Source organism: Streptomyces sp. NBC_00029 (assembly GCF_045160505.1).
Lineage (GTDB): Bacteria > Actinomycetota > Actinomycetes > Streptomycetales > Streptomycetaceae > Streptomyces.
This window is the reverse complement of record NZ_CP108292.1, coordinates 2,543,819-2,568,256: the sequence shown is the minus strand read 5'-3', so window position 1 is coordinate 2,568,256 and position 24,438 is coordinate 2,543,819. Positions and strand designations below refer to the sequence as shown.

The following is a 24,438-nucleotide window of genomic DNA, read 5'->3' as shown; positions in this document are numbered from 1 at the left end:
ACACCCGTGTCCGCGCCGGCGACTCCCGGCCGTCAGCCGAGAGCGGCGACCAGGTCGCCCGCCGCGAGCTGTTCGAGGCCGCAGCCGTCAACCGGCCCCGGCAGCAGCCGGTATGCGGAGCCGCTCGCGCCGGCGGGCGCGACCCCGCCGTCCACCAGCGCGAGGAACACCGACCGTCCCGAGGCGGCGCTCCCCGCGAGGGCGTCGACCTCCGCGGAGGCCAGCACGGCGTCCGGATCGCGCAGGCCGACGAGCCGGGCGGCGAAGGCCGCGGTGTCCTCTCCGGAGCCCCGGCGGTAGCTCCACAGCTCGTCGGGGTCGCTCGGACGGGGCGTCCGGCGCAGCACGGCCACCTCCCGGCAGCGCGCGGCCGCGTGCCAGCCGGCCAGCTCCCACAGGGTGGTGCGGCCGGTCGAGAAGTACTGGAACAGGTCGCGGCCGATCCGGGCCAGGTCCTCCTGGTGCTCCCGCACGCTGTGGTAGCCCTCGTCGTCGGGCAGGTGGACGTCCGTCCACAGGAAGCCGCGCCGCTCCAGGTCGACGAGGAGCGGCACGTGGATCCGGGAGTTGCCGACCAGGTCGTAGCGCTGGCGCACGGTCCGGGGGTCGTAGCGGGCGGTGCGGCCGGAGCGGGTGGGCAGGGCCATGAACCCGGCGAAGGCGTCGGGCAGCAGCTCGAAGGGGATGTTGTTGTAGCTGAAGACGACCGGCATGGCGAAGCGCACGCCGGTGTCGGCGAGGGCGTCCAGGTCGATGTCCACGTACTCGCTCGCGCCGTGGGGCGCCGGCGCCGAGACGAGGTCGCCGGAGTGGACGACGGCCCGCTCGCCGTGGACGAGGTTCGTGTAGTCGCACAGACCGACGTAGTTCCAGTCGGTGTCGAACAGCACCACCGACAGGTCCAGGTCCACGCGCCCCCGCGCCGGCTCCATCCAGTGCAGGAACATGCGCAGCACCTCGCCGTCCGGCAGCGCCTGGAAGCTGCCCTTGGGTACGGTGACCAGCGCCTTGGCCGCCGCACGCTCGGCGGAGGGGACGTGGAGGTGGGCGAGGCGGGAGTCGAGGACCGCCATGTCGCAGGGGTCGGCGGCGGCCAGCCTGCGCAGCACCTCGTTCTCGAACAGCTCGCACACCGAACGGGTCACCGCCTCGGCCAGCGGGGCCCGGTCGTCCGGGACGGTGAAGGAGTGCGCGACCTGCCCGCGCGGGAAGAACACCCGCCGGGTGCCGGGCAGGTGGCGGATCCGCAGCCGTCCGAGCGCGGACAGCAGGGGCCCGGGCCCGGCCTTCGGCAGCCGCTCGGCCAGTACTTCGGCGACTCGCGGCGCCAGGGTGTCGGCCGCGTACAGCCGCAGCAGGTGGTCCAGGCGCCGGACGAGTTCGCCGGGGCGTTCGGCCAGTACGGCCAGGGCCCGGTCCGGATCCCCGCCGCGCAGGGCCTCCTCGGCGCGCGCCAGCCAGGTGGCCGCCCGGACGCGCGATCCGTCGGTCCGGACCGCGTGCGGGTACGCGGCGGCGGTGGCGAGCAGCGCGGCGCCGAGGGCGGTACCGGCGGTGTCGGTGCCGCGCAGCACGGCGAAGGCGAGGGCGGCCCGCGGGTGACGGGCGTGCTGCTCGAAGGGGTGCAGGATCTCGGCGGCCCGCTTCCACAGGTCCTCGTGGCGCAGTACGTCCTCGACGAGCAGCGCGGGATCGAGCCCGTCCAGGACGGCCAGCAGTTCGCGCCGCAGCGGGCGAGGCAGGGAGCGTACGCGCGGGGGTTCCAGGAGATCGGCCTCCCCGCCGGACCACACGGCGAGCAGCCGCAGCACGTCGGTGGCGGTGGTGAGCCGCCCGGGCAGCAGGGCCCGTACGGCCTCCCGCGTGCGGCGCTCGCGCAGCAGGGTGCCCAGGACCAGGGCCTTGGTCTCCCGTACCGGTATCTCGTCCGGGAGCCAGTCGAGGCCGGCCGGCGCGTGGGCGAGGAGCACCCGGGTCTCCTCCTTGTCCTGCGGGGAGAGCGGGGTGCGGCGGGCGAGCAGCTTCCCGAGGGCGGTGACGGAGTCGGCCGCGCGGTCGGCGGCGAAGGCCAGCAGCCGCAGCGGGCCGCCTCCGGGGGGAACGTCCCCCGGGTGCGGGGACGGCCGGATGAACGGGTCCGCGGCGTCGATGCGGTGGTGGCAGACCGGGCAGCCGGTGTAGTCGGCACCGTCCCAGCAGGTCCGGCACACCAGATGGGCGCACGGCGCGACGGGGTGGACGCTGCCCACGGTCGCGCACAGCACGCACGGCTGGTCCGGCCACTGCAGGAGCAGCGTGAGGACCCGGTCGATCCACAGTCCGAGAGTGTCGTCGGGCACCGAGGCCGGGAACGAGCGGAACAGCGGCATGTGGGTGCGGTCCGCGCCCAGCAGGATGTCGATGTCCCGGATCAACTGCGCTCCGGCGGCGGCGAGTCCGGTGGGTCCGAGCCAGGCGAGCGCCGAACGCAGCGGAACCGACAGGGCGTAGCCCCGGTCCAGCAGTTCGGCCTCCAGCGCCGTCAGGCCCTCGGTCGTCGACGGGTCGCCCGGGCGCGGCCCGGCCTGGTCGACGTAGACGGTGTGCAGACGGCGCAACAGGACGGTCGACAGCTCGGGCAAAGGGGGGATTCCTCCGGAACCGGAAAGGGGGAAGTGGGCGGAGGCGGAGAGGGGACGCGCTACGGGTGTCAGTGAAGGTGAGAAGGAAGCACGTCGCGGAGCCGCCCCCGCGCCGCAGATACAACCACGGGCGCGGGGGAGCGCCAACCGATTTACCGCGGCGGGGCGGCGCCGGTCGGATCGGCCGCATCGGCCGGGCCGGCGGCGCCGGCCGCGTCCGGAGCGAGCAGGGCGTGCACCAGGGCGCGTACGGACAGCAGGAACAGCCGGTCCGGGTCCGCGGGGCGGGCCAGGGCGCGGGCGAGGCCCGGGTCGTGGGGGGCCGCGGCCGGGTCCCAGAGCTCGCTCTCGGCCGGGGACTGGGCGGGAGCGCGTTCACGGTTGCGCTCGACGAGCAGGTACCCGACGACCTGGAACTGGACGGCGCGCACGGCGTCCGCGGCCCGGGTGCCGCGCAGCCCCGCGGCGTGCACCTCGTGGACGAGGGCCTGCTGGGCCGGCAGGAACATCCGCTCGGTGAGCCCGCGTTCGTGGACCATCGCGATCAGGTGCGGACGTGCCCGCAGCTCGCGGCGCAGGATCCGGGCCACCGACAGGATCCGCTCCGCCGGGGTGCGCCCGGTGGGCCGGATCGCACCCACCTCCTCCACGGTGCGCTGCACGAGGGCGTCGAGCAGCGACTCGCGGTTGCCGACGTGCCAGTAGATGGACGTCACGGCGGTGCCCAGCTCGGCGGCCAGCTTGCGCATCGTGAGGGCGGCCGGACCGTGCTGCATGACCAGGGACGCGGCGGCGTCCAGCACCTCGTCGCGAGTGAGCGTGGTTCTGGCCACGGCCGTCCCACCGCCAATCTGTTGGAGCGTCAGTTCTCGTGCGTGCAGGGGTCTTTACCCTTCATCGGCAGCGGTGTAACTGTGTTACAGAACCGAACGCCCCCGAGACGAGGGATGGTGCGAGACATGGCACGCGTACGGTACGGAGCGCGGACCGAGGCCGAGATCGCGGCGTCGCGCGAGAAGAGTTCCAAGCTCCCCGACATCTGGTCCACCGGTGTCGTGGCCGTCTGGGAGAGCGACCCCGACGTGGTCGCGGCGGTCCTGCCGCCGCCGCTCAAACCGGCCGAGCGGCCCCTCGTACGGGCCAACATCAGCAAGGTCGACCTGCCCGGCTACCCGCTCGGCGCCGGCTCGGTGGCCGTCGCGGCCCGGCACGGCGGGATCGAGGGCTGGTACCCCCTGGTCATGCCGATGACCCTTGAGCGCGCCCTGACCGGGGGCCGCGAGGTCTTCGGCGAACCGAAGAAGCTGGGCGAGGTCACCGTCGAGCGCGACGGCATCGTCGTCCGGGCCTCCCTCGCCCGGCACGGGATCGCCTTCGTCGAGGTGCGCGGGGCGGTGGACCGCGCGCTGCCGCTGCCCGAGCCCACTCAGAAGACCGACTTCTACTTCAAGTTCCTGCCCGCCGTCGACGGCTCGGGCCTGGACGGGGATCCGGTGCTCGTGCACTGCACGCGCAACGAGAAGGTCCGCAGGCTGGAGCACGTCACCGGGGACGTCGTCCTGCGGGAGTCCATGTTCGACCCGGTGGCCGACCTGCCCGTCCGCCGGATCGTGGAGATCACCATCGGCGAGAAGACCACCGACCAGAAGGGCCGGGTCGTGGAACGGGTCAGCGCCCAGGCCCTGCTCCCGTACATCCACCAGCGCTACGACGACCCCCTGCAGATCCTCGACGCGCCCCCGGAGGGATCGTCAGGGGGGAGGAGCTGACATGCGGCTCGAAGAAGGACAGGTGGCCGTGGTCACCGGGGCCGCGAGCGGAATCGGCCTCGCGATGGCCCGCCGCTTCGCCGCCGAGGGACTGAAGGTGGTCCTCGCCGACGTCGAGGAGGGCGCCCTGCGCAAGGCCGCCGACGACCTCGTCGCGGACGGGGCCCAGGTCCTCGCCAAGGTGGTCGACGTCAGCGACCGCGACTCCGTGATCGCGCTCGCCGACGCCGCCTACGAGACCTTCGGCGCCGTGCACGTGCTCTGCAACAACGCGGGCGTGGGCTCCGGCGCCGAGGGCCGCATGTGGGAGCACGAGCCCAACGACTGGAAGTGGGCCTTCTCCGTCAACGTGTGGGGGGTCTTCCACGGCATCCAGGCCTTCGTCCCCCGCATGATCGCCGCCGACGGCCCGGGCCACATCGTCAACACCTCCTCCGGGGACGGCGGCATCGCCCCGCTCCCCACCGCCTCCGTGTACGCCGTCACCAAGGCGGCCGTGGTCACCATGACCGAGTCGCTCTACGCCCACCTCAAGGCGGAGGGCGCCGCCGTCGGGGCCTCCGTCCTCTTCCCCGGACCGCACATGCTGCGCACCGGGCTGTGGGAGTCGCACCGCAACCGGCCCGATCGGTACGCGAAGGAACGGCCGCGCAAGGCCCCGTACCGCAGCCTCGACCAGTACGAGGCGGCGATGAAGCAGGCCGGCCACGAGGTGCGCTTCACACCGGTCGAGGAGGTCGCCGAGCACGTCGTCGACGGCATCCGCGCCGACCGCTTCTGGATGCTCCCGGCCGGCGAGCACAGCGACCGGCAGATCCGCGCCCGGTCGCAGTCGATGCTCGACCGGTCCAACCCCGCCTACCTGGAAAGCTTCATCCTCGACTGAGGGGCGTCTGTGGTGAGTACGCACGAAGACCGGACCGAAGCCCGGACCGAAGACCCGTACCTGATCATCTCCTCCGACTGCCACGCCGGCCTGCCCACCGAGCAGTACCGGCCCTACCTGGACTCCCGCTTCCACCCCCAGTTCGACGAGTTCCTCGGCGAGCGCGACGCCCGCCGCGCCGAGGCCACCCGACTCGGCGTCCGCAACGAGGCCTTCGCCGAGAAGTGGTTCCACGACCACGAGGAAGGCCTCAAGGGCGGCTGGGACACCGGGCAGCGGCTGAAGGAACTCGACGGCGACGGCGTGGCCGCCGAGGTCGTCTTCCCCGACGCGGACGCCGTCGACAGCCAGACCGCCGCCCCCTTCGGCGTCGGCCTCGGCCTCTCCGGCGACCAGGACCCCGAGCTCGGCATGGCGGGCGCCCAGGCGCACAACCGCTGGCTCGCGGAGTTCGTCGGCCAGAACCCGGAACGCCACTGCGGAGTCGCGCTGCTCCCCATCACGGGCGAGCCGGAGAAGGTCGTCGCCGAGATCCACCGGGCCAAGGAGTCCGGGCTGGGCGCGCTGATGATCCCCGCGATGTGGGTGGACAAGGCGCCCTACCACGACCGCCGCTACGACCCCGTCTGGGCGGCGGCCGCCGAGACGCAGATGCCGATCGTCACCCACTCCGGGTCCTCGCCGCGCCACGAGTACGGAGACCACCTGGGCATCTTCGTCTCCGAGGTCACCTGGTGGCCGGCCCGCCCGCTGTGGTTCCTGCTCTGGTCCGGGGTCTTCGAGCGCCACCCCGGCCTGAGGTTCGGCGTCGCCGAGGCGGGCTGCTGGTGGCTGCCGAACCAGCTGTGGTTCATGGACCGGCTCTACCTCGGCGCGCACGGCGGCAAGAAGCTCTCGCCGTTCGAGGAGCTGAAGCGGCCGCCCAGCGAGTACCTGGACCGTCAGGTCTTCATCTGCGCGACGAACACCAAGCGGCGCGAGCTCGCCCAGCGGTACGAGATCGGCGTCGACAACATCCTGTGGGGCTCGGACTTCCCGCACCCCGAGGGCACCTGGCCCAACACCCGGGCCTGGCTGAAGAACACCTTCCACGACATCCCGGTCGCGGAGACCCGCCGGATGCTGGGCCTGGCGGCGGCCGAGGTCTTCGGCTTCGACACCGCGAAGCTGGCCCCGGTCGCCCGCCGGATCGGCCCCACCCCGGCGGAACTGGGCCAGTCCCCGGACCAGGCGACGGTGGAGGCCTCCTGGGCCCGCTCCCGCGAGGTGGGCCGCCACTGGCTCACCGACAACGACTTCCCCGTACTGGGGGTGAACGCGTGACGGCCGACGACCGCTACACGGTGATCTCGGCGGACTGCCACGCGGGCGCCGACCTGCTGGACTACAAGCCGTACCTGGCCAAGCGCCACCACGAGGACTTCGACGCCTGGGCCGCCTCGTACGTGAACCCGTACGAGGACCTTCTCGCGGACACCGCCGACCGCAACTGGAACTCGGCGCGCCGCCTCGCCGAACTCGAAGCGGACGGCATCGTCGCGGAAGTCCTGTTCCCCAACACCATCCCGCCGTTCTTCCCCAAGGCCTCCCTGATGGCCCAGCCCCCGACCGCCGCCGAGTACGAGATGCGGTGGGCGGGTCTCCAGGCGCACAACCGCTGGCTGGCCGACTTCTGCGCGGACGCACCGGGGCGGCGGGCGGGGGTGGCGCAGATCCTGCTGAACGACGTGGACGCGGCGGTGGGCGAGATCCGCCGGGTGCGGGCGGCCGGCCTGACGGGCGGCATCCTGCTGCCGGGCGTTCCGCCCGGCTCCACGGTTCCGGAGCTGTACTCCGCCGCCTACGACCCCATCTGGGCGGTGTGCGACGAGCTGGACGTCCCGGTCAACCACCACGGCGGCTCGGCGTCGCCGCCGCTGGGCGACGAACCCGCGGCGAGGGCCGTCTTCATGGTGGAGACGACCTGGTTCTCGCACCGCGCCCTGTGGCACCTCGTCTTCGGCGGGGCCTTCCGCCGCCACCCGGGTCTCAAGCTGGTCCTGACGGAGCAGGGCTCCGGATGGATCCCGGGCGTGCTGGAGATGCTGGACTACTACCACGGCCGCCTGGTCGCGGCATCGGCCACGGCCGAGTCCAAGTTCGGAGCGGGCCTCGCGGAGTCGATGGGCCGGGGCCCGAGCGAGGTCTGGCGGGACAACTGCTTCGTGGGAGCGAGCTTCATGCGCCCCCACGAGGTCCCGCTGCGGGACCGGATCGGCCTCGACAAGATCATGTGGGGAGCGGACTACCCCCACGACGAGGGCACCACCCCCTTCTCCCGCGAAGGCCTCCGCATCGCCTACGCGGGCCTCCCGCGGGAGGAGGTCGCCGCGATGGTCGGCGGCAACGCGGCCCGCGTGTACGGCTTCGACCTCGCCCTGCTGGACGCGGTGGCGGCCAAGCACGGCCCGCTGGTCTCGGAGATCGCCGAACCCCTGACGGAGATCCCGCCGGAGGCCACCAGCCCGGCGTTCGCCCGAGGGGGGTCGGTCCGGGTCTGGTGACACCCGCTTCCCGCCGGGCGGATCAGAAGGCGCCCAGGCGCCGGATCCGCTCGGGCGGGATGCGGTCCAGGCCGCGGACTTCGGCCCAGTCGGTCATCACGATGTTCAGCTGGTCCAGGCCGGCCAGCGGAGTCACGTCGTAACTCACGCCGACCCCGCTCAGGGTGAGGTTCCGAAGCGCGGGAAGACCGGAGAGCGCGGCCAGTCCGTCCCGGCAGTGGCACTGGACGAGTGCCAGCTCGAAGATCTGGGGCTGGTCGAGCAGCGGCGAGAGGTCCAGGTCGGCCTGCTCCACCAGCTGGAGCGTGCGCAGCCGGGGCAGCGGCAGCAGCGCCGTCAGCTCGGCGAACTGCCGGTCGCCGGTGACGGTCATCCAGTCCAATGCGGGCCACCGGTCCAGGGAGTCGAGGCCGATGTCGGGAGAGAACAGCCCCAGTCGGGTCAGTGTCTTCGGGGCCGGGACAGCCGAGACGCCCGCCGCGCGGAGGCCGTAGTTGAGCGCCAGCTCGGTGAGCGCGCGCAGGTCCGCGAGCGGGGCGAGGTCCAAGTCCCGGGGGACCTCCGCGAGCGTCAGGCTGTCCAGGACCGGCAGCCTGGTGAGCGGCTCCAGCCCGGACAGCTGCAGGCAGGTGAAGAGTCCCAGGTAGCGGAGCCCCTGGTGGCGGGTGAGGGCGTCGAGGCCCGTCACACCGCTCCGGTACAGGGTCAGCGCCTCCAGCTGCCGCTGGGATTCCAGGACGTCCGGGATCCCCTCCGCCTCGCTGATGTACAGCTTGCGGATGTGGGGCAGACCGGCGAGGGCGGCCACCTGTTCGGGACTTCGGACTTCGAGGACCGTGTCGCCCAGGGAAGCGTCGGCCAGTACCTCGTCCGCGTACAGCCGGGCGTCGAAGGCGCCCCAGCTCCGCGAGAGCTCTCGGCACACCGCCGAGCGGGTGTCGTGGCGGAAGCGGGCAACGGCGCCCAGCGCCCGCGGGCTGCCCACCAGTGCCGCCGTCCGCAGGCAGGCCGCCGCCTCGGCCTCGGCCAGGCCCTCGGGACGCGGGAGCAGGTCCAGGACCAGCTCCCCGGCCTTGGCCAGTTGCTCTGCCTCTTGCGGGGTACGGGGTGGCAGGAGCCCGGCCGTGCGCGACTGGATGTCGGCGTGCACGACCGGGTCCAGCTCCGGAGCGTGCTCCAGGGAGGCTGCCGCCAGCAGGACGAGACGGTCGTGGGCCGATTTCACCTTGTCGGCCCGGCGCAGCAGGCCACGCAGGATGCGGAGCCGTTCGTCCGGGCGGGCGTGGCCCACCGCCATGCGGACCACGTCGTCCCAGGAGTCGTCGTGCGCGTTCTTCACCAGCACGCCGAAGTCCCGCGACTCGACCGCCGCCTTCGCGCCCAGGTAGTCCTGGAAGGTGCGGTGCACGAAGACCACCGAGCCCGGGGACGGCTCCAGGAGCAGGCCGCTGCGGATCAGCAGGTGCGCGAAGACCTGCTCGGCCCCGCCCTGCGCCCGCACCTGCGGCATCGCGTCGAGCCACTCACCCACCATCTCGACGGCCTCGTCCCGGCCCGCCTCCAACTGCCCGTTGCGGATCAGCCAGTACGCGAACCGCTGGAGCAGCGCGACCTGCTCCTCGCGGGTCAGGTAGACCCCCTCGACCCCGCAGATCTCCCGTTCCGTGTCCCGCCGGACCAGCAGCATGTCCAGCGCCGCGTCGTAGAGTTCCTTGCGGGCCCGCGGCAGCTGCATCCGCCGGTCCTGGTTCAGGGCGCAGAGCAGGGCGCACATCAGCGGGTTCGTCGCGAGCCGGGCCAGGTCCCGCCGGGAGGAGACCGCCTCCAGCAGCGAAGCCTCGTACGCGTCCAGCTCCTGCCCCTCCGCGCGCGCCGCCGCGTGCCAGTGCGCGACGAAGGCCCGGATGTCCTGCTGCTCCATCGGCAGCATCGAGTGCGGTGCGAAGCCCTGTCCCGCGAGCCAGTCCTCCGGGACCGCCGACGGGCGGGTGGTCACCACGTACCGCGCCTTGGGGAACGCCGAGATCAGCGAGCGCAGCCAGGTCTCCGTGCGGGCGCGCAGCCGCTGCGGGACCTCGTCCACCCCGTCCACCAGGACCAGCGCCCGGCCGCTCAGCATGAGGTCCTCGACCCACCCGGCCGGCGCCGAGAGCGGTACGCCCGAGGCGCGGAGGAACTCCTCCGGCAGCGGCAGGCTCTCCGCCGAAGTGAAGGCGCGCAGCCGCAGTACGAACGGCACGCACGTGCCCCAGGAGCCCTCCGCCTGCCGGGCCGCGGTGAGGGCCAGCCATTGGACCAGGGTCGACTTTCCCGAGCCCGCCGGGCCGCGCAGCAGCACCCGGTCGGCGGAGGCGAGGGCCTGCTCGGCCCGGAGCTGGGTCTGACGGAGCTCCGGCTCGCCCGGCACCAGCTGCTGCTCACCGCTGACCGCCAGGCTGATGTACGCCACGTCCAGCGGCCATTCCTGGCGGGAGCGGCTGAGGGTCAGGCCGAACAGCCGGAGGCGGCCGTGGGTCTCGGCCACGTAGCGCGCGTACCGCTCCTCGAACGCGTACGAGGCCCCCTCCGGCCGGTCGGCCAGCCGGTCCACCGCTCGCGCCAGCTCGCCCGTCCGCCGGACCAGTTCCACGTCCGCCCGGGCCGCGAAGCCCGGCAGGGTCGTCACGTACTCCACCGCGTGCGCGCAGCACAGCCGCACCAGCCGCCCGTACAGGGCCTCGGCCGCCTCGTTCAGGCCCGCCGGGGGCGGCGGGACCGCCGCCGCCACGGCCGCCGGGTCGAGGTCCGCCGCGAAGAGGGCCTCCGCGCCCAAGGGGCCGAGCGCCGCGAAGGCGTCGCCGACCGCGGTCACCGCCGCCAGCCGTTCGTGCTCCGGCACCCGAACCGTCGCCTCGTCGATCCGGGCCGCCAGTGCGGCCGCCAGGCGCCGCATCTCGCTGTCGCCCAGTTCCGCCGGGGGTCTGCGCCACCGCTGCACCGGCCGGGCCGGGTCGGGCGTCAGGCCCGCCCCCGGAACCCTTGCCAGGAGGGATTTCACCAGCGCCCCCGCCGCCGTTCCCGCCACCCGTAAGAGAACCGTCTCGAAGCCCGTCATACCCCGCCCTCCCCTTGGCGCGGACATCATCTCGTGAACCGCCGGTAACCCCGATGGATACCGATCGGTAACAACCTCTAGCGGCATCCCGGAAGGCGCCTCTATGGTGCCCACATGCCGAACCTGCCCGATGTCGTGCTGTGGTCCATACCTGCCTTTGTGCTGCTCACCGTCATCGAGGTGGTGAGCTACCGGCTCCATCCGGACGAGGATGCCGCCGGCTACGACACCAAGGACGCCGCCACGAGCATCACCATGGGGCTCGGCAGCATCGGGTTCGACCTGCTCTGGAAGATCCCGGTCGTGGCAGTCTTCACCGCGGTCTACGAACTGACCCCGCTGCGGGTGCCGTTCCTGTGGTGGACCGCCCTGCTGATGCTGCTCGTCCAGGACTTCCTGTACTACTGGCAGCACCGCCTCCACCACGTCATCCGCATCCTGTGGGCCTGCCACGTGGTCCACCACAGCAGCAAGCGGTTCAACCTCACCACCGCCCTGCGCCAGCCCTGGACCAGCGCCACCACCTGGTGGTTCTACCTGCCCATGGTGGCCCTCGGCGTGCACCCGGCGGCGATCCCGTTCTGCTACGGACTCAATCTGCTCTACCAGTTCTGGGTCCACACCGAGCGCATCGGGAAGCTCCCGCGTCCCTACGAGTACGTCTTCAACACCCCCTCCCACCACCGCGTCCACCACGCTTCGCAGGGCGGCTACCTGGACCGCAACTTCGGCGGCATCCTGATCCTCTGGGACCGGATGTTCGGGTCCTGGGTGGGGGAGACCGACAAGCCCGTCTACGGGCTCACCAAGAACATCGGCACCCACAACCCGCTGCGCGTGGCCACCCACGAGTACGCCGCCATCGCCCGCGACGTGCGTGCCGCCGGGACCTGGAGCGAGCGCGCCGGCAGGGTCTTCCGCGGCCCCGGCTGGCAGCCGGCACCGGCCGGGCAGACCGCCGCCCCGGCCCCGGCCCCGGCCGTCGAACCCGCCGCCCCGGCCCCGGCCGTCGATGCCCCGGCCGCCCCCGCCTCCGAGACCCTTGCCGCCGCACCCGCCGAGACCCGGCCCTCCGTGCAGGAGACCACCGCGTGAGCACCGCAGACAGCACGGCCGGCAGCACCGCCGAGTCCGCGGGCCGGCCCGCCCCCTCCTGGGTCGCCGACCGCGAGAGCGCCGGCGGGTCGCGCATCGGCCGCCTCGCCCTCGTGGCCTTCGCCGTGGCCGCTGCCGTCGACCTCGTCTCGCTGCTGGCCGGCTGGCACCTCGGCCACGTGATCGCCAAGCCGCTGCTGATGCCGCTGCTGGTGACCCACATGGCCACCCGCGGCGCACCCCGCCTGCTGCTCGCCGCCCTGCTCTTCGGCTGGGGCGGTGACCTCGCCCTGCTCTTCGACGCCGAGGCCGCCTTCCTCATCGGCATGGGCTCCTTCGCCGTCGGGCACGTCTGCTACCTCGTCCTCTTCGGCAAGCGGCCCGCGAACCCGCTGCTCGGGGGCGCGTACCTGCTCGCGCTCCTCGGCACCGTCGCCCTGCTGTGGTCCGACCTGCCGGCCGACCTGCGGATCCCCGTGGCCGGATACAGCCTGCTGCTCACCGCCATGGCGTTCCGCTCCAGCGCCCTCGGCCTGCGCGCCGGGATCGGCGGCGCGCTGTTCCTGCTCTCCGACACCCTCATCGCGTCGGGTGTCGCCGAGTGGCCCCAGCTGCCCCGCCCGGACTTCTGGATCATGGCCACCTACCTGGCCGCCCAGTACCTGCTGGCCACTGGTTCGACCGATCGGGAAGCAGGCGTACGGTAGGACGGTTCCACAGTCGTACAAGACTGAACGATCCCGATCCGGAGGACTGCACCACCATGCGCGCCACCGTCATCCACGCCCCGCACGACATACGCGTGGAGGAGGTGCCCGACGCTGCGATCCAGCGCCCCGAGGACGCCGTCGTCCGCGTCCTGCGTGCCTGTATCTGCGGCAGCGACCTGTGGGCCTACCGCGGCGAGGCCGCGCGTCAGCCCGGCCAGCGCATCGGCCACGAGTTCCTCGGCATCGTCGAGGAGACCGGCTCCGCCGTGTCGGGCCTGCGCGCCGGCGACCTGGTCGTCGCGCCCTTCATGTGGTCGGACGGCACCTGCGAGTACTGCGTCGAGGGGCTGTTCACCTCCTGCGACCACGGCGGCTTCTGGGGCTCGGTCGGCCACGACGGAGGCCAGGGCGAGGCCGTCCGCGTCCCGCACGCCGACGGCACCCTGGTGAAGCTGCCCGCCGAGGCCGTCTCCGACGACCACCTGCTGACCGGGCTGCTCGCACTGTCCGACGTCATGGGCACCGGCCACCACGCGGCGCTGGGCGCCGGCGTCCGCGAGGGCTCCACCGTCGCCGTCGTCGGCGACGGCGCGGTCGGCCTGTGCGGCGTCCTCGCCGCCAAGCGGCTGGGCGCCGAGCGGATCATCGCACTGGGCCGCCACACCGCCCGTACCGACATCGCCAAGCTCTTCGGGGCCACCGACGTCGTCGCCGAGCGCGGCGAGGCCGCCGAGGCGGCCGTGCGCGAGCTCACCGGCGGCCGGGGCGCGCACGCGGTCATCGAGGCGGTCGGTACCGAGCAGTCCATGCGCACCGCCGTGAACATCACCCGCGACGGCGGGTCCGTCGGCTACGTCGGCGTCCCGCACGGCAGCGGCACCGGCCTGGACCTCGGTGTCATGTTCGACCGCAACATCACCCTGCGCGGGGGCGTGGCCCCGGTCCGCGCGTACATCCCGGAGCTGCTGGCGGACGTGCTCGGCGGCGTGATCGATCCGGCGCCCGTCTTCGACCGGGCGGTGTCCCTGGACGAGGTCCCGGCCGGCTACCGGGCGATGGACGACCGCAGCGCGCTCAAGGTGATGATCAAGCCGTGAACGAGGGACGGGCCGGGCGGAAGACCCGCCCGGCCCGTCCTCTGCGTTGCGGACGCCGTTACTTCACGGCCTTGAGCGCGTCGATCACGCCGTAGCCGTAGTAGCCGGTCTGGCCCCACTTGCTCTGGCAGGTGGTGGCGTCGATCAGGGCGCCCGCGGCGTCGTAAATCTGCGTCGGGCAGGCCGCCTTCGTCGACTGGGCCTTGAGCATCGCCTGGAGCTGCGAAGGCGTGGCCGACGGGTGGGCGCTCTTGAGCAGCGCCGCGACGCCCGCCACGTGCGGGGCGGCCATCGAGGTGCCCTGCTTGTAGCCGTAGAGCCCGCCCGGGACGGTCGAGAGCACGCGCCCGTTGGCGTCCGGGGTCTCCGGGACCTGCCACTTGTCGCCGCCGGGGGCGGCGACGTCCACGACCCCGAGGCCGTAGCTGGAGTAGTACGAGCGCAGGCCCTTGTCGCCGGTCGCAGAGACGGTGACCACACCCGGCAGCTGCGTGGGCAGGTCCAGGCAGACCTTCGGGTCTATGGTGCGGGGCACCGGCGTGGTGTCGTTCGGGCTGGTGTCGTCGACGAGGGAGTCGGCCGCCAGGTCCTGGTTGGAGTTGCCCGCCGAGGCCACGTGGAGCGTGCCCTTGCGCTCGGCGTACTTGGTGGCCCGGCCGATGGCCTCCACCAGCGCCTTCTGGTCGTCGTCGGACTTGCAGTTGAAGAGCCAGGGGTCGACGTAGTAGCTGTTGTTGGTCACCTCGATCCCCTTCTCCGCGGCGAACATGAAGCCGCAGACGACCGCCTCGGTGTAGAAGAGGCTGGTCCCGGGCTCGCTCACCTTGATCGCGGCGATCTGCACGCCCGGCGCGACACCGCTGACGCCGATCCCGTTGCGCGCCGCCCCGATGGTGCCGGCCACGTGCGTGCCGTGGTCGCTGCCGTCGGCGTACGGGCGCCAGGCGCCCTCGGTGGTGTCGGCGACGCCGCCCACGCAGTTCGCCGACTGGCCCTTGGAGAAGTTGGGGGCGAGATCGGGGTGGGTGTCGTCGACACCCGTGTCGATGATGCCCACGGTGACGTTCCGGCTGCCATCGTTGATCTTGTGAGCCTTGTCGGCCTTGATCGTCCGCAGGTCCCACTGGTTGGGTTCCAGCGGCTCCTGACCCTCCTGGGCCGCTGCCGCCGCCTTGGCGGCGTCCGCCGCGCTCAGCTGCTGGGTCGCGCCCTCGTCGGTGGTCTGCACCGCCGACATCGGGGCCGTCCGGGTGGCGCCGACCGACACGAACAGGCCGCGCTGGGCGCGAAGCTGCTTGGCGAAGTCCGGGTTCTGGGAGTGTGCGACGACGACCCCGATCTGCTCATAGGCCGTCACCACCGTTCCACCGGCCCGCTCGACGGCCTTCTTCGCCGCCTTCACCGTGGCGTACGTGTTCAGGTTGGCCACGTACGACAGCTTGGGGCCGGAGGTGTCGGCCTTCGATGCCGTCGCCGCTTCGGCCGTTCCCAGCGGGGCGGCCGAGGCCGAGACCGCGGGCAGGAAGGCGAGCGAAGCGGTGAGCGCCAGGCCGACCGGTACGGCGAGAGCACGGCCGCGCTTCTTGGGCGCAGGTGACCCCGGCTGATCCATGGGTTCTCCAGATCATCTTCGAAAAAGCCGCCCGTACGCGGTCGCGTAGGGCGGGTTCATGACAAGGGAACCTAGCGTCGCCGTTCCCCTCTGCGCCATCTGTTCGAGAAATCAGTTCCCCAAGAATCACCGGGTGTTGAACCGTCCCGCCGCGCCGGCCGTGCCGTTGGACAGGGGGGATCAGCGCCACCGTCCCCCACACGGAGGTTGTTTTGTCCGTCGTCCCCACCGCACCCGCGTCACAAGGAGATCCCCCCGTGACCACCGAAGCAGCGCCGCCGCCGGGCAGCGCGGGAACGCCCGTGGCGGGCCCCACCGCCGATGACTACGCGAGCGTCCAGCAGAGCGCCGAGTTCGCCGAACTGCGCAGTTCCTACCGCTCCTTCGCCTTCCCGCTCACCGTGGCCTTCATCGCCTGGTACCTGCTCTACGTCCTGCTGTCCAACTACGCGGGCGGCTTCATGGGGACCAAGCTCTTCGGCAACATCAACGTCGCCCTCGTGCTCGGACTCGCCCAGTTCGCGACGACCTTCCTGATCGCCTGGCTCTACGCGCGCCACGCCGCCGCGAAGCTCGACCCCAAGGCCGAGGCCATCAAGGCACGGATGGAGGCCGGCGAATGAGCAGCACGCTCCCGCTGACGACGCTCGCCGCGGGCGCCTCCGAGCACCGCCCGCTGATCATCACCCTGTTCGGGCTGTTCGTCGTCGCCACCCTGGTCATCACCGTCTGGGCCGGCCGCCAGACCAAGGGCGCCGCCGACTTCTACGCGGGCGGCCGCCAGTTCACCGGCTTCCAGAACGGCCTCGCCATCTCCGGCGACTACATGTCCGCCGCGTCCTTCCTCGGCATCGCCGGAGCCATCGCCCTCTTCGGCTACGACGGCTTCCTCTACTCCATCGGCTTCCTCGTCGCCTGGCTGGTCGCCCTGCTGCTCGTCGCCGAACCGCTGCGCAACTCCGGCCGCTACACGATGGGCGACGTCCTCGCGTACCGGATGCGCCAGCGGCCCGTCCGCACCGCCGCCGGCACCTCCACCATCGTGGTCTCGATCTTCTACCTGCTCGCCCAGATGGCCGGCGCCGGCGTGCTCGTCTCGCTGCTCCTGGGCATCACCAGTGACGGCGGCAAGGTGGCCGTCGTCGCGCTGGTCGGCGTACTGATGATCGTCTACGTGACCATCGGAGGCATGAAGGGCACCACCTGGGTCCAGATGATCAAGGCTGTGCTGCTGATCGCGGGCGCCCTGCTGATCACCTTCCTGGTGCTGGTGAAGTTCAACTTCAACATCTCCGACCTGCTCGGCAAGGCAGCCGAGAACAGCGGACAGGGGGCGAAGCTCCTCGAACCAGGGCTCAAGTACGGCAAGGACTCGACCTCCAAGCTGGACTTCATCTCGCTCGGCCTCGCCCTCGTCCTCGGCACCGCAGGCCTGCCGCACATCCTGATCCGCTTCTACACGGTGCCCACCGCGCAGGCCGCCCGTAAGTCCGTCCTCTGGGCCATCGGCATCATCGGCGGCTTCTACCTGATGACGATCGCCCTCGGCTTCGGCGCCGCGGCACTGCTCGACCGCGACGAGATCATCAAGTCCAACAAGGCGGGCAACACCGCCGCCCCGCTGCTCGCCCAGGCCGTCGGCGGCGGGCCCGACTCCACCGGCGGCGCCATCCTGCTCGCCGTGATCTCCGCGGTCGCCTTCGCCACCATCCTGGCCGTCGTCGCGGGCCTCACCCTCGCCTCCTCCTCGTCCTTCGCGCACGACCTGTACGCGAACGTGATCCGCAAGGGCAAGGCCACCGAGAAGGAGGAGATGCGCGCGGCCCGCTGGTCCACCGTCGTCATCGGAGCCGTCGCCATCGGCCTCGGCGCGCTGGCCCGCGACCTGAACGTGGCCGGCCTGGTCGCACTCGCCTTCGCGGTCGCCGCCTCCGCGAACCTCCCGACGATCCTCTACAGCCTCTTCTGGAAGCGCTTCACCACCCAGGGCGCGCTCTGGTCGATCTACGGAGGACTGATCTCGGCGGTCGGCCTGGTGCTGTTCTCCCCGGTCGTGTCCGGAAAGCCCACCTCGATGTTCAAGGACGCCGACTTCTTCTGGTTCCCCCTGGAGAACCCGGGCATCATCTCGATCCCCCTGGGCTTCCTGCTGGGCTGGCTGGGAACCGTCCTCACCAAGGAGAAGGCCGACCCCCAGAAGTTCGCCGAGCTGGAGGTGCGCTCCCTCACCGGAACAGGGGCGCACTGACATCGTCCGAACACGTAACGTGGCCGCGTCGTAGATCCCTACGACGCGGCCACGTCACGTCTCGTTCATTCGGGCAGCTCTGGATGGCACGAGCGTCACGTAGTCTCGAAATAGAACGCGTGAAGTAGATCCAATCCCGCGCGTACCTCTACTTCCGGACAGGGGAGGGGGCCCACAGTGCTTCTCGATACCTACGGCCGCGTGGCCACTGACCTGCGCGTCTCACTGACCGACAAGTGCAACCTGCGTTGCACCTACTGCATGCCCGAAGAAGGGCTGCAGTGGCTCGGCAAGTCGGACCTGCTCAGTGACGACGAGATCGTCCGGCTGATCCGCATCGCGGTCACGCAGCTCGGGATCACCGAGGTCCGGTTCACCGGCGGCGAGCCGCTGCTGCGCCCCGGCCTGGTCGGGATCGTCGAGCAGTGCGCGGCCCTGGAGCCCCGCCCCAGGATGTCGCTGACCACCAACGGCATCGGCCTGAAGCGCACCGCGCAGGCCCTGAAGGCCGCGGGCCTGGACCGGGTGAACGTCTCCCTGGACACCCTGCGGCCCGAGGTCTTCAAGACCCTCACCCGCCGCGACCGCCACAAGGACGTCATCGAGGGCATGGCCGCGGCCCGCGACGCCGGCCTCACCCCCGTCAAGGTGAACGCCGTGCTCATGCCCGGCCTCAACGACGACGAGGCCCCCGACCTGCTGGCCTGGGCCGTGGAGAACGAGTACGAGCTCCGCTTCATCGAGCAGATGCCCCTCGACGCCCAGCACGGCTGGAAGCGCGACGGCATGATCACCGCCGGGGACATCCTGGAGTCCCTGCGCACCCGCTTCACACTCACCGAGGAGGGCGCCGCCGAGCGCGGCTCCGCCCCGGCCGAGCGCTGGGTGGTCGACGGGGGCCCGGCCACCGTCGGCGTCATCGCCTCGGTCACCCGCCCGTTCTGCGGCGCCTGCGACCGTACGCGGCTCACGGCCGACGGCCAGGTACGTACGTGCCTGTTCGCGACCGAGGAGTCGGACCTGCGCGCCGCCCTGCGCTCGGGCGCCCCGGACGAGGAGATCGCCCGGCTGTGGAAGGTCGCGATGTGGGGCAAGAAGGCCGGGTCCGGTCTCGACGACCCGTCCTTCCTGCAGCCCGACCGCCCGATGTCGGCGATCGGCGGCTGACCCGGGAGCCGGGTGCGGTCAGCGGAGGCGCTCCGACCCCTCCGGCTGCACCCACTCGTCCAGCTTCACGACGTCCTTGAGGAAACCGCGGACCCCCAGGAACTGGGAGAGGTGTTCGCGGTGCTCCTCGCACGCCAGCCAGGTCTTGCGCCGCTCGGGCGTGTGCAGCGTCGGGTTGTTCCACGCCAGGACCCAGACGGCCGCGTCGCGGCAGCCCTTGGCGGAGCAGGTGGGGGTCTCGTCGGGGCCGGAGGCGCTGGAGGAAGTCACAGCCCCACATTAGAACGGAATGGCGACGCCGAGCAGCCACGGGGGGAGCTGCCCGGCGTCGGTCCGTCGCTCCGACGGGGGATGCGGAGCGCGTGAGCAGTATGTCACGCAGGACCCGGTACAGTGCACCGGAACTTCATGATTGATCTGAGCTTTTCTTGAGGTTTCCGGCGTCCAGAACCGGGCGTACCGGGGCCGGTACGAAGTGCGAAGGCAGCGAGGGCGTCGACTCGCGCCCCGCGTTGGCGATGACCACGGCCACGTACGGGAGCAGGGCGCCGGCCACGAGCGTCACGACGGCCACCGGGCGCTGCACGTTCCACAACAGCACGGTGGCGATGACCGACAGGGTCCTGACCGCCATCGAGATCACGTACCGGCGCTGACGGCCCCGCACGTCCTCGGCGAGACCCATCCGCGCGCCGGTGATCCGGAAGACCTCGGCCCCGTTCCGCTTCTGCCGCTTCGTCCGCTCCACGTTCCACCACCCGATCGCCCGCCGGGCACTCCCGGCCCGGACCCTCCCACGGTACGCCCGCCCCCGTCCCGCGCGGAGAGCGGGGACCCCCTGACGGCGCCGTCCGGAATGCGCCGTACGCCGGATGGGCCGAAACTGGGCCCACGTGCGCACAACGCGCCAGGAGGAGGCTCGACATGGGTTGGTTGTGGGCGATCATCGTCGGTTTCGTGCTGGGGCTGATAGCCAAGGCCATCCTGCCGGGCAAGCAGCACCAGCCGCTGTGGCTGACCACCCTCTTCGGCATCGCCGGTGCCGTCCTCGGCAATGCGGTGGCCACCTGGATCGGCGTCGGCGAGACCAAGGGCATCGACTGGACCCGGCACCTGCTGCAGATCGTCGGGGCGGTCCTCGTCGTCGGACTCGGCGAGATGATGTACGGAGCGATCAAGGGGAAGCGGCAGATGACGTGACCCGCCGCGGTCATGACGGAGGGGCCGGCCGGACCGAGTGGTCCGAACCGGCCCCTCCGCCGTGTTCCGCGGCGTGCCGTGGCGTCCTACGGCGCGTCAGGCGCCGGTGACCTCCACCGCAGCCAGGTTCTTCTTGCCCCGGCGCAGCACCAGCCAGCGCCCGTGCAGCAGCTCCTCCACGGCGGGGACCGCGTCCTCGGCGGTGACCTTCGCGTTGTTCACGTAGGCGCCGCCCTCCTTCACGGTCCGGCGGCCGGCCGACTTGCTCGCGACCAGGCCGGTCTCCGCGAGCAGGTCCACCACGAGGCCGAGCTCCGCCACCTTGGCGTGCGGCAGCTCGGACAGGGCCGCGGCGAGCGTGGCCTCGTCCAGCTCGGCCAGGTCGCCCTGGCCGAACAGCGCCTTCGACGCGGCGATGACCGCGGCGCACTGGTCGGCGCCGTGCACGAGCGTGGTCAGCTCCTCGGCCAGCGCCCGCTGGGCGGCGCGCGCCTGCGGCCGCTCGGCGGTCTGCGCCTCCAGCGCCTCCAGCTCCTCGCGGGACTTGAACGACAGGATCCGCATGTAGGTGGAGATGTCCCGGTCGTCCACGTTCAGCCAGAACTGGTAGAACGCGTAAGGCGTGGTCATCTCCGGGTCGAGCCACACGGCCCCGCTCTCGGACTTGCCGAACTTGGTGCCGTCCGCCTTGACCATCAGCGGGGTCGCCAGCGCGTGCACGACCGCGCCCGCCTCGACCCGGTGGATCAGGTCGAGCCCTGCCGTCAGGTTGCCCCACTGGTCGGAGCCGCCCTGCTGCAGCACGCAGCCGTAGCGCCGGTACAGCTCCAGGAAGTCCATGCCCTGGAGCAGCTGGTAGCTGAACTCCGTGTAGCTGATGCCCTGGTCGGAGTCGAGCCGCTTGGCGACCGAGTCCTTCGTCAGCATCTTGTTGACCCGGAAGTGCTTGCCGATGTCCCGCAGGAACTCGATGGCGGACATGCCCGCCGTCCAGTCCAGGTTGTTCACCATGAGGGCCGCGTTCTCGCCCTCGAACGACAGGAACGGCTCGATCTGGGTGCGCAGGCGCGTCACCCAGTTCGCGATCGTCTCCGGGTCGTTCAGGGTCCGCTCGGCCGTCGGTCGCGGGTCGCCGATCTGTCCCGTGGCCCCGCCGACCAGCGCCAGCGGCCGGTTCCCGGCCTGCTGGAGCCGGCGCACGGTGAGCACCTGGACCAGGTGCCCCACGTGCAGCGAGGCCGCGGTCGGGTCGAAGCCGCAATAGAAGGTGACCGGACCGTCCGCGAAGGCCTTTCGCAGCGCTTCTTCGTCGGTGGACTGGGCGAAGAGCCCGCGCCACTTCAGTTCGTCGACGATGTCAGTCACGGTCGTGACTCTCCTTGGGATGGAGTGAGTAGGGACGTGGATGAGGGGGTTACCCGCACATTCTAGGTGGTCAGACGCCCTTGCTTACCGAACTCATGTTGAAATCCGGGATGCGCAGCGCCGGCATCGCCGCGCGCGTGAACCAGTCGCTCCACTCGCGCGGGAGGGTCTTCTCGGTCCGGCCGGCCTCCGAGGCCCGCGACAGCAGGTCCACGGGGGACTCGTTGAACCGGAAGTTGTTGACCTCGCCGACCACCTGGCCGTTCTCCACCAGGTAGACGCCGTCCCGGGTCAGGCCCGTGAGCAGCAGCGTCGCCGGGTCCACCTCGCGGATGTACCAGAGGCAGGTCAGCAGCAGTCCGCGCTCGGTGCCCGCGACCATCTCCTCCAGCGACTTCTCGCCGCCGGCGTCCAGGATCAGGTTCCCGAAGCCGGGGGAGAGCTGCATGCCGGTCAGGCCCGCGGTGTGCCGGGTCGTGGACAGCCGGTTCAGGTGCCCGTCCGCGATCCACTCGGTCGACGGGACCGGCAGGCCGTTGTCGAACACCGAGGCGTCGTCGCCGGAGCTGTGCGCGATCACGAACGGGGCGCACTCCAGGCCCGGCGCGTTCGGGTCGCTGCGCAGGGAGAGCGGCAGGTCGGAGAGCTTCTCGCCGAGCCGGGTGCCGCCGCCGGGCTTGGAGAAGACCGTACGGCCCTCCACCGCGTCCCGGGCCGCCGCCGACCACATCTGGTAGATCAGCAGGTCCGCCACGGCGGTCGGCGGCAGCAGGGTCTCGTACCGGCCCGCGGGCAGGTCGATCTTCCGCTCCGCCCAGCCGAGGCGCACGGCGAGCTCCGCGTCCAGCACGGTCGGGTCCACGTCCTTGAAGTCCCGGGTCGAGCGGCCCGCCCAGGCGGAGCGCTGCCGGTCCGGGGACTTCGCGTTCAGCTCCAGGGTGCCCTTCGGCTGGTCGTGCCGCAGCCGCAGGCCCGTGGAGGTGCCGACGTACGTGGAGACCAGCTCGTGGTAGGCGAAGCCGTACAGCTCCCGGCCGCCCTCGCGGGCCCGGGCGAACGCCTCGCCGAGGGCCGGGGCGAAGTCCGCGAACACCGCGGAGCCGGTCTCGGCCGGGGCGTCGGTGAAGTCCGGCGAGGACGGGGTCCCGGTGACCAGCGGCTGGGCGTCCTCGGCCGGGCCCGCCCCGCGGGCGGCCGCCTCGGCGGCACGCACCAGCGGCTCCAGGTCGTCCGCGGTGACGGCGGAGCGCGAGACGACCCCCGAGGCCGTGCCCTCCTTGCCGTCGACCGTGGCGATGACGGTCAGGGTCCGGCCGCGGGTCACGCCGTTCGTCGTCAGGGCGTTGCCGGCCCAGCGGAGATTGGCGGTCGACCCCTCGTCGGCGATGACGACGCAACCGTCGGTGGTGGACAGCTCCAGGGCCCGCTCGACGATCTCGTGGGGCTTGGTGATGCGAATCGACGAGCTCATCGCCCGGCCTCCTGCGTGGTGTTCAGGATGTTCACGTCGCGGAACAGCGCGGACGGGCAGCCGTGCGAGACCGCCGCGACCTGGCCCGGCTGGGCCTTGCCGCAGTTGAAGGCGCCGCCCAGGACATAGGTCTGCGGACCGCCGACCTTCTCCATCGAGCCCCAGAAATCGGTGGTGGTGGCCTGGTAGGCGACATCGCGCAGCTGCCCGGCCAGCCGGCCGTTCTCGATCCGGAAGAACCGCTGCCCGGTGAACTGGAAGTTGTAGCGCTGCATGTCGATCGACCAGGAGCGGTCGCCGACCACGTAGATCCCGCGCTCCACCCCGCCGATCAGGTCCTCGGTCGAGAGCCCGCCCGGATCCGGCTGGAGGGACACGTTCGCCATCCGCTGGACGGGCACGTTCCCGGGGGAGTCGGCGAAGGCGCAGCCGTTGGAGCGCCCGAGGCCGGTCAGCTTCGCGATCCGCCGGTCCAGCTGGTAGCCGACCAGGGTGCCGTCCTTGACCAGGTCCCAGCTCTGCGCCTGGACGCCCTCGTCGTCGAAGCCGACGGTGGCCAGCCCGTGCTCGGCGGTGCGGTCACCCGTCACGTTCATGATCGGGGAGCCGTACTTGAGCTTGCCCAGCTGGTCGAAGGTGGCGAAGGAGGTCCCCGCGTACGCCGCCTCGTAGCCCAGTGCCCGGTCGAGCTCGGTGGCGTGGCCGATGGACTCGTGGATGGTGAGCCACAGGTTGGACGGGTCGACGACCAGGTCGTAGCGCCCGGCCTCGACGCTCGGCGCCCGCATCTTCTCGGCGAGCAGACCGGGGATCTGCTCCAGCTCGGAGTTCCAGTCCCAGCCGGTGCCCGTCAGGTACTCCCAGCCGCGGCCCGCGGGCGGGGCGATGGTGCGCATCGAGTCGAACTCGCCGGTGGTGCCGTTCACGGCGACCGCGGTCAGCTGCGGGTGCACCCGGACCCGCTGCTGCGTGGTCGAGGTGCCCGCGGTGTCGGCGTAGAACTTGTTCTCGTGCACGGCGAGCAGCGAGGCGTCCACGTGGGCGACCCCGTCGGCCGCCAGCAGGCGCGAGCTCCAGTCGGCGAGCAGCGCCGCCTTCTCCGCGTCCGGCACCTCGAAGGGGTTCACGTCGTACGCGGAGATCCACGTCCGGTCGGTGTGCACCGGCTCGTCGGCGAGCTCCACGCGCTCGTCCGAACCGGCGGCCTTGATCACCTGGGCGGACAGCTTCGCCATGGCCACGGCCTGCGAGGCCACCTTGGCGGCGGCGTCCATGGTCAGGTCCACACCGGAGGCGAATCCCCAGCTGCCCCCGTGCACCACCCGGACCGCATACCCGAGATCGGTGGTGTCGGACCCGCCGGAGGGCTTGGCGTCCCGCAGGCGCCAGGAGGCGCTGCGGATCCGCTCCAGCCGGAAGTCGGCATGGTCGGCGCCCAGCGCGCGGGCCCGGGCGAGCGCCGCGTCGGCGAGCGCCCGCAAGGGCAGCGCGGTGAAGGCCGCATCGATGGAATGGGGCACGGAAGTCCTCCCGTGGTCGGAGCCGGTCGCCCCGATCATG

Annotated in this window: 20 protein-coding genes; 11 read left to right on the top strand and 9 right to left on the bottom strand. The window is 71.9% G+C overall.

Annotated features, from left to right (window positions below; all coding sequences use genetic code 11):
• Positions 1-32: 32 nt before the first annotated feature.
• Together OG753_RS12325 and OG753_RS12320 are read right to left on the bottom strand one after the other, a co-directional pair.
• Entirely contained in the window at positions 33-2,621 is a 2,589-nt protein-coding gene (locus OG753_RS12325; protein WP_405788422.1) for an MXAN_6230/SCO0854 family RING domain-containing protein, read from the bottom strand.
• A 152-nt stretch (positions 2,622-2,773) separates the two neighbouring features.
• Entirely contained in the window at positions 2,774-3,454 is a 681-nt protein-coding gene (locus OG753_RS12320) for a TetR/AcrR family transcriptional regulator (protein WP_405788420.1), read from the bottom strand.
• Between the two features lie 126 nt (positions 3,455-3,580).
• On the opposite strand from OG753_RS12320, the gene OG753_RS12315 reads away from it, so the two are divergent.
• Genes OG753_RS12315 through OG753_RS12300 form a run of 4 tightly spaced genes read left to right on the top strand, consistent with a single transcriptional unit; the run spans position 3,581 to position 7,819 of the window.
• Positions 3,581-4,390, top strand: a complete 810-nt coding sequence (locus OG753_RS12315; RefSeq protein ID WP_405788418.1) for an acetoacetate decarboxylase family protein — start codon at positions 3,581-3,583, stop codon at positions 4,388-4,390.
• Position 4,391: 1 nt separating this feature from the next.
• Positions 4,392-5,276, top strand: a complete 885-nt coding sequence (locus OG753_RS12310) for an SDR family NAD(P)-dependent oxidoreductase (RefSeq protein WP_327261846.1) — start codon at positions 4,392-4,394, stop codon at positions 5,274-5,276.
• A 12-nt stretch (positions 5,277-5,288) separates the two neighbouring features.
• Positions 5,289-6,599 (top strand): amidohydrolase family protein, encoded by a 1,311-nt coding sequence (locus OG753_RS12305; RefSeq protein WP_405788416.1) that lies wholly within the window; start codon positions 5,289-5,291, stop codon positions 6,597-6,599.
• Positions 6,596-7,819 (top strand): amidohydrolase family protein, encoded by a 1,224-nt coding sequence (locus tag OG753_RS12300; RefSeq protein ID WP_327261844.1) that lies wholly within the window; start codon positions 6,596-6,598, stop codon positions 7,817-7,819. The genes OG753_RS12305 and OG753_RS12300 overlap by 4 nt, the downstream gene beginning before the upstream one ends.
• Before the next feature lie 22 nt (positions 7,820-7,841).
• Here OG753_RS12300 and OG753_RS12295 read toward each other — a convergent pair whose 3' ends face one another.
• Positions 7,842-10,913 (bottom strand): NACHT domain-containing protein, encoded by a 3,072-nt coding sequence (locus OG753_RS12295; protein WP_405788414.1) that lies wholly within the window; start codon positions 10,911-10,913, stop codon positions 7,842-7,844.
• Positions 10,914-11,027: 114 nt separating this feature from the next.
• Between OG753_RS12295 and OG753_RS12290 the strand changes: the two genes are divergently transcribed.
• Genes OG753_RS12290 through OG753_RS12280 form a run of 3 tightly spaced genes read left to right on the top strand, consistent with a single transcriptional unit; the run spans position 11,028 to position 13,815 of the window.
• Positions 11,028-12,008 (top strand): sterol desaturase family protein, encoded by a 981-nt coding sequence (locus OG753_RS12290; protein WP_405788412.1) that lies wholly within the window; start codon positions 11,028-11,030, stop codon positions 12,006-12,008.
• The gene (locus OG753_RS12285; RefSeq protein ID WP_405788410.1) at positions 12,005-12,715 is read left to right on the top strand and encodes a lysoplasmalogenase; all 711 of its coding nucleotides are present in this window, start codon (positions 12,005-12,007) and stop codon (positions 12,713-12,715) included. Before OG753_RS12290 ends, OG753_RS12285 begins: the two co-directional genes overlap by 4 nt.
• 56 nt (positions 12,716-12,771) lie before the next feature.
• Positions 12,772-13,815 (top strand): zinc-dependent alcohol dehydrogenase family protein, encoded by a 1,044-nt coding sequence (locus OG753_RS12280; protein ID WP_327261841.1) that lies wholly within the window; start codon positions 12,772-12,774, stop codon positions 13,813-13,815.
• 58 nt (positions 13,816-13,873) lie between these two features.
• Here the strand turns inward: OG753_RS12280 and OG753_RS12275 are convergent, their stop codons facing one another.
• Positions 13,874-15,427 (bottom strand): S8 family serine peptidase, encoded by a 1,554-nt coding sequence (locus OG753_RS12275; protein ID WP_405788408.1) that lies wholly within the window; start codon positions 15,425-15,427, stop codon positions 13,874-13,876.
• Positions 15,428-15,684: 257 nt separating this feature from the next.
• Between OG753_RS12275 and OG753_RS12270 the strand changes: the two genes are divergently transcribed.
• The 3 genes from OG753_RS12270 to moaA all read left to right on the top strand — a co-directional run bounded on the left by OG753_RS12270 (position 15,685) and on the right by moaA (position 18,842).
• Positions 15,685-16,050: a DUF485 domain-containing protein gene (locus OG753_RS12270; RefSeq protein WP_327261839.1), complete on the top strand. Its 366-nt coding sequence runs from the start codon at positions 15,685-15,687 to the stop codon at positions 16,048-16,050.
• Complete coding sequence (locus OG753_RS12265; protein ID WP_327261838.1) at positions 16,047-17,675, top strand: cation acetate symporter; 1,629 nt, start codon at positions 16,047-16,049, stop codon at positions 17,673-17,675. The genes OG753_RS12270 and OG753_RS12265 overlap by 4 nt, the downstream gene beginning before the upstream one ends.
• A gap of 177 nt (positions 17,676-17,852) precedes the next feature.
• Positions 17,853-18,842, top strand: coding sequence for a GTP 3',8-cyclase MoaA (moaA, locus tag OG753_RS12260; RefSeq protein ID WP_327261837.1), 990 nt, complete (start codon positions 17,853-17,855; stop codon positions 18,840-18,842).
• A gap of 18 nt (positions 18,843-18,860) precedes the next feature.
• Here the strand turns inward: moaA and OG753_RS12255 are convergent, their stop codons facing one another.
• The gene (locus tag OG753_RS12255) at positions 18,861-19,112 is read right to left on the bottom strand and encodes a hypothetical protein (RefSeq protein ID WP_393851204.1); all 252 of its coding nucleotides are present in this window, start codon (positions 19,110-19,112) and stop codon (positions 18,861-18,863) included.
• A 136-nt stretch (positions 19,113-19,248) separates the two neighbouring features.
• The gene (locus OG753_RS12250; RefSeq protein ID WP_327266715.1) at positions 19,249-19,527 is read right to left on the bottom strand and encodes a DUF3099 domain-containing protein; all 279 of its coding nucleotides are present in this window, start codon (positions 19,525-19,527) and stop codon (positions 19,249-19,251) included.
• 239 nt (positions 19,528-19,766) lie between these two features.
• Between OG753_RS12250 and OG753_RS12245 the strand changes: the two genes are divergently transcribed.
• Positions 19,767-20,042, top strand: coding sequence for a GlsB/YeaQ/YmgE family stress response membrane protein (locus OG753_RS12245; RefSeq protein WP_327261835.1), 276 nt, complete (start codon positions 19,767-19,769; stop codon positions 20,040-20,042).
• A 96-nt stretch (positions 20,043-20,138) separates the two neighbouring features.
• Here the strand turns inward: OG753_RS12245 and tyrS are convergent, their stop codons facing one another.
• The 3 genes from tyrS to OG753_RS12230 all read right to left on the bottom strand — a co-directional run bounded on the left by tyrS (position 20,139) and on the right by OG753_RS12230 (position 24,437).
• Positions 20,139-21,407, bottom strand: a complete 1,269-nt coding sequence (gene tyrS / locus OG753_RS12240; protein WP_327261834.1) for a tyrosine--tRNA ligase — start codon at positions 21,405-21,407, stop codon at positions 20,139-20,141.
• 70 nt (positions 21,408-21,477) lie between these two features.
• Entirely contained in the window at positions 21,478-22,878 is a 1,401-nt protein-coding gene (locus OG753_RS12235) for a metallopeptidase TldD-related protein (RefSeq protein WP_405788405.1), read from the bottom strand.
• A complete protein-coding gene (locus OG753_RS12230) occupies positions 22,875-24,437 on the bottom strand; it encodes a TldD/PmbA family protein (RefSeq protein WP_401702963.1) in 1,563 nt (520 codons plus the stop codon). The genes OG753_RS12235 and OG753_RS12230 overlap by 4 nt, the downstream gene beginning before the upstream one ends.
• Position 24,438 lies beyond the last annotated feature (1 nt).

Coding starts and splice junctions, on each gene's coding strand:
- OG753_RS12315 (WP_405788418.1), top strand. CDS start 3,581: ATGGCACGCGTACGGTACGGAGCGCGGACCGAGGCCGAGATCGCGGCG.
- OG753_RS12310 (WP_327261846.1), top strand. CDS start 4,392: ATGCGGCTCGAAGAAGGACAGGTGGCCGTGGTCACCGGGGCCGCGAGC.
- OG753_RS12295 (WP_405788414.1), bottom strand. CDS start 10,913: ATGACGGGCTTCGAGACGGTTCTCTTACGGGTGGCGGGAACGGCGGCG.
- OG753_RS12290 (WP_405788412.1), top strand. CDS start 11,028: ATGCCGAACCTGCCCGATGTCGTGCTGTGGTCCATACCTGCCTTTGTG.
- OG753_RS12280 (WP_327261841.1), top strand. CDS start 12,772: ATGCGCGCCACCGTCATCCACGCCCCGCACGACATACGCGTGGAGGAG.
- OG753_RS12275 (WP_405788408.1), bottom strand. CDS start 15,427: ATGGATCAGCCGGGGTCACCTGCGCCCAAGAAGCGCGGCCGTGCTCTC.
- OG753_RS12265 (WP_327261838.1), top strand. CDS start 16,047: ATGAGCAGCACGCTCCCGCTGACGACGCTCGCCGCGGGCGCCTCCGAG.
- OG753_RS12250 (WP_327266715.1), bottom strand. CDS start 19,527: ATGGGTCTCGCCGAGGACGTGCGGGGCCGTCAGCGCCGGTACGTGATC.
- OG753_RS12245 (WP_327261835.1), top strand. CDS start 19,767: ATGGGTTGGTTGTGGGCGATCATCGTCGGTTTCGTGCTGGGGCTGATA.
- OG753_RS12235 (WP_405788405.1), bottom strand. CDS start 22,878: ATGAGCTCGTCGATTCGCATCACCAAGCCCCACGAGATCGTCGAGCGG.
- OG753_RS12230 (WP_401702963.1), bottom strand. CDS start 24,437: ATGATCGGGGCGACCGGCTCCGACCACGGGAGGACTTCCGTGCCCCAT.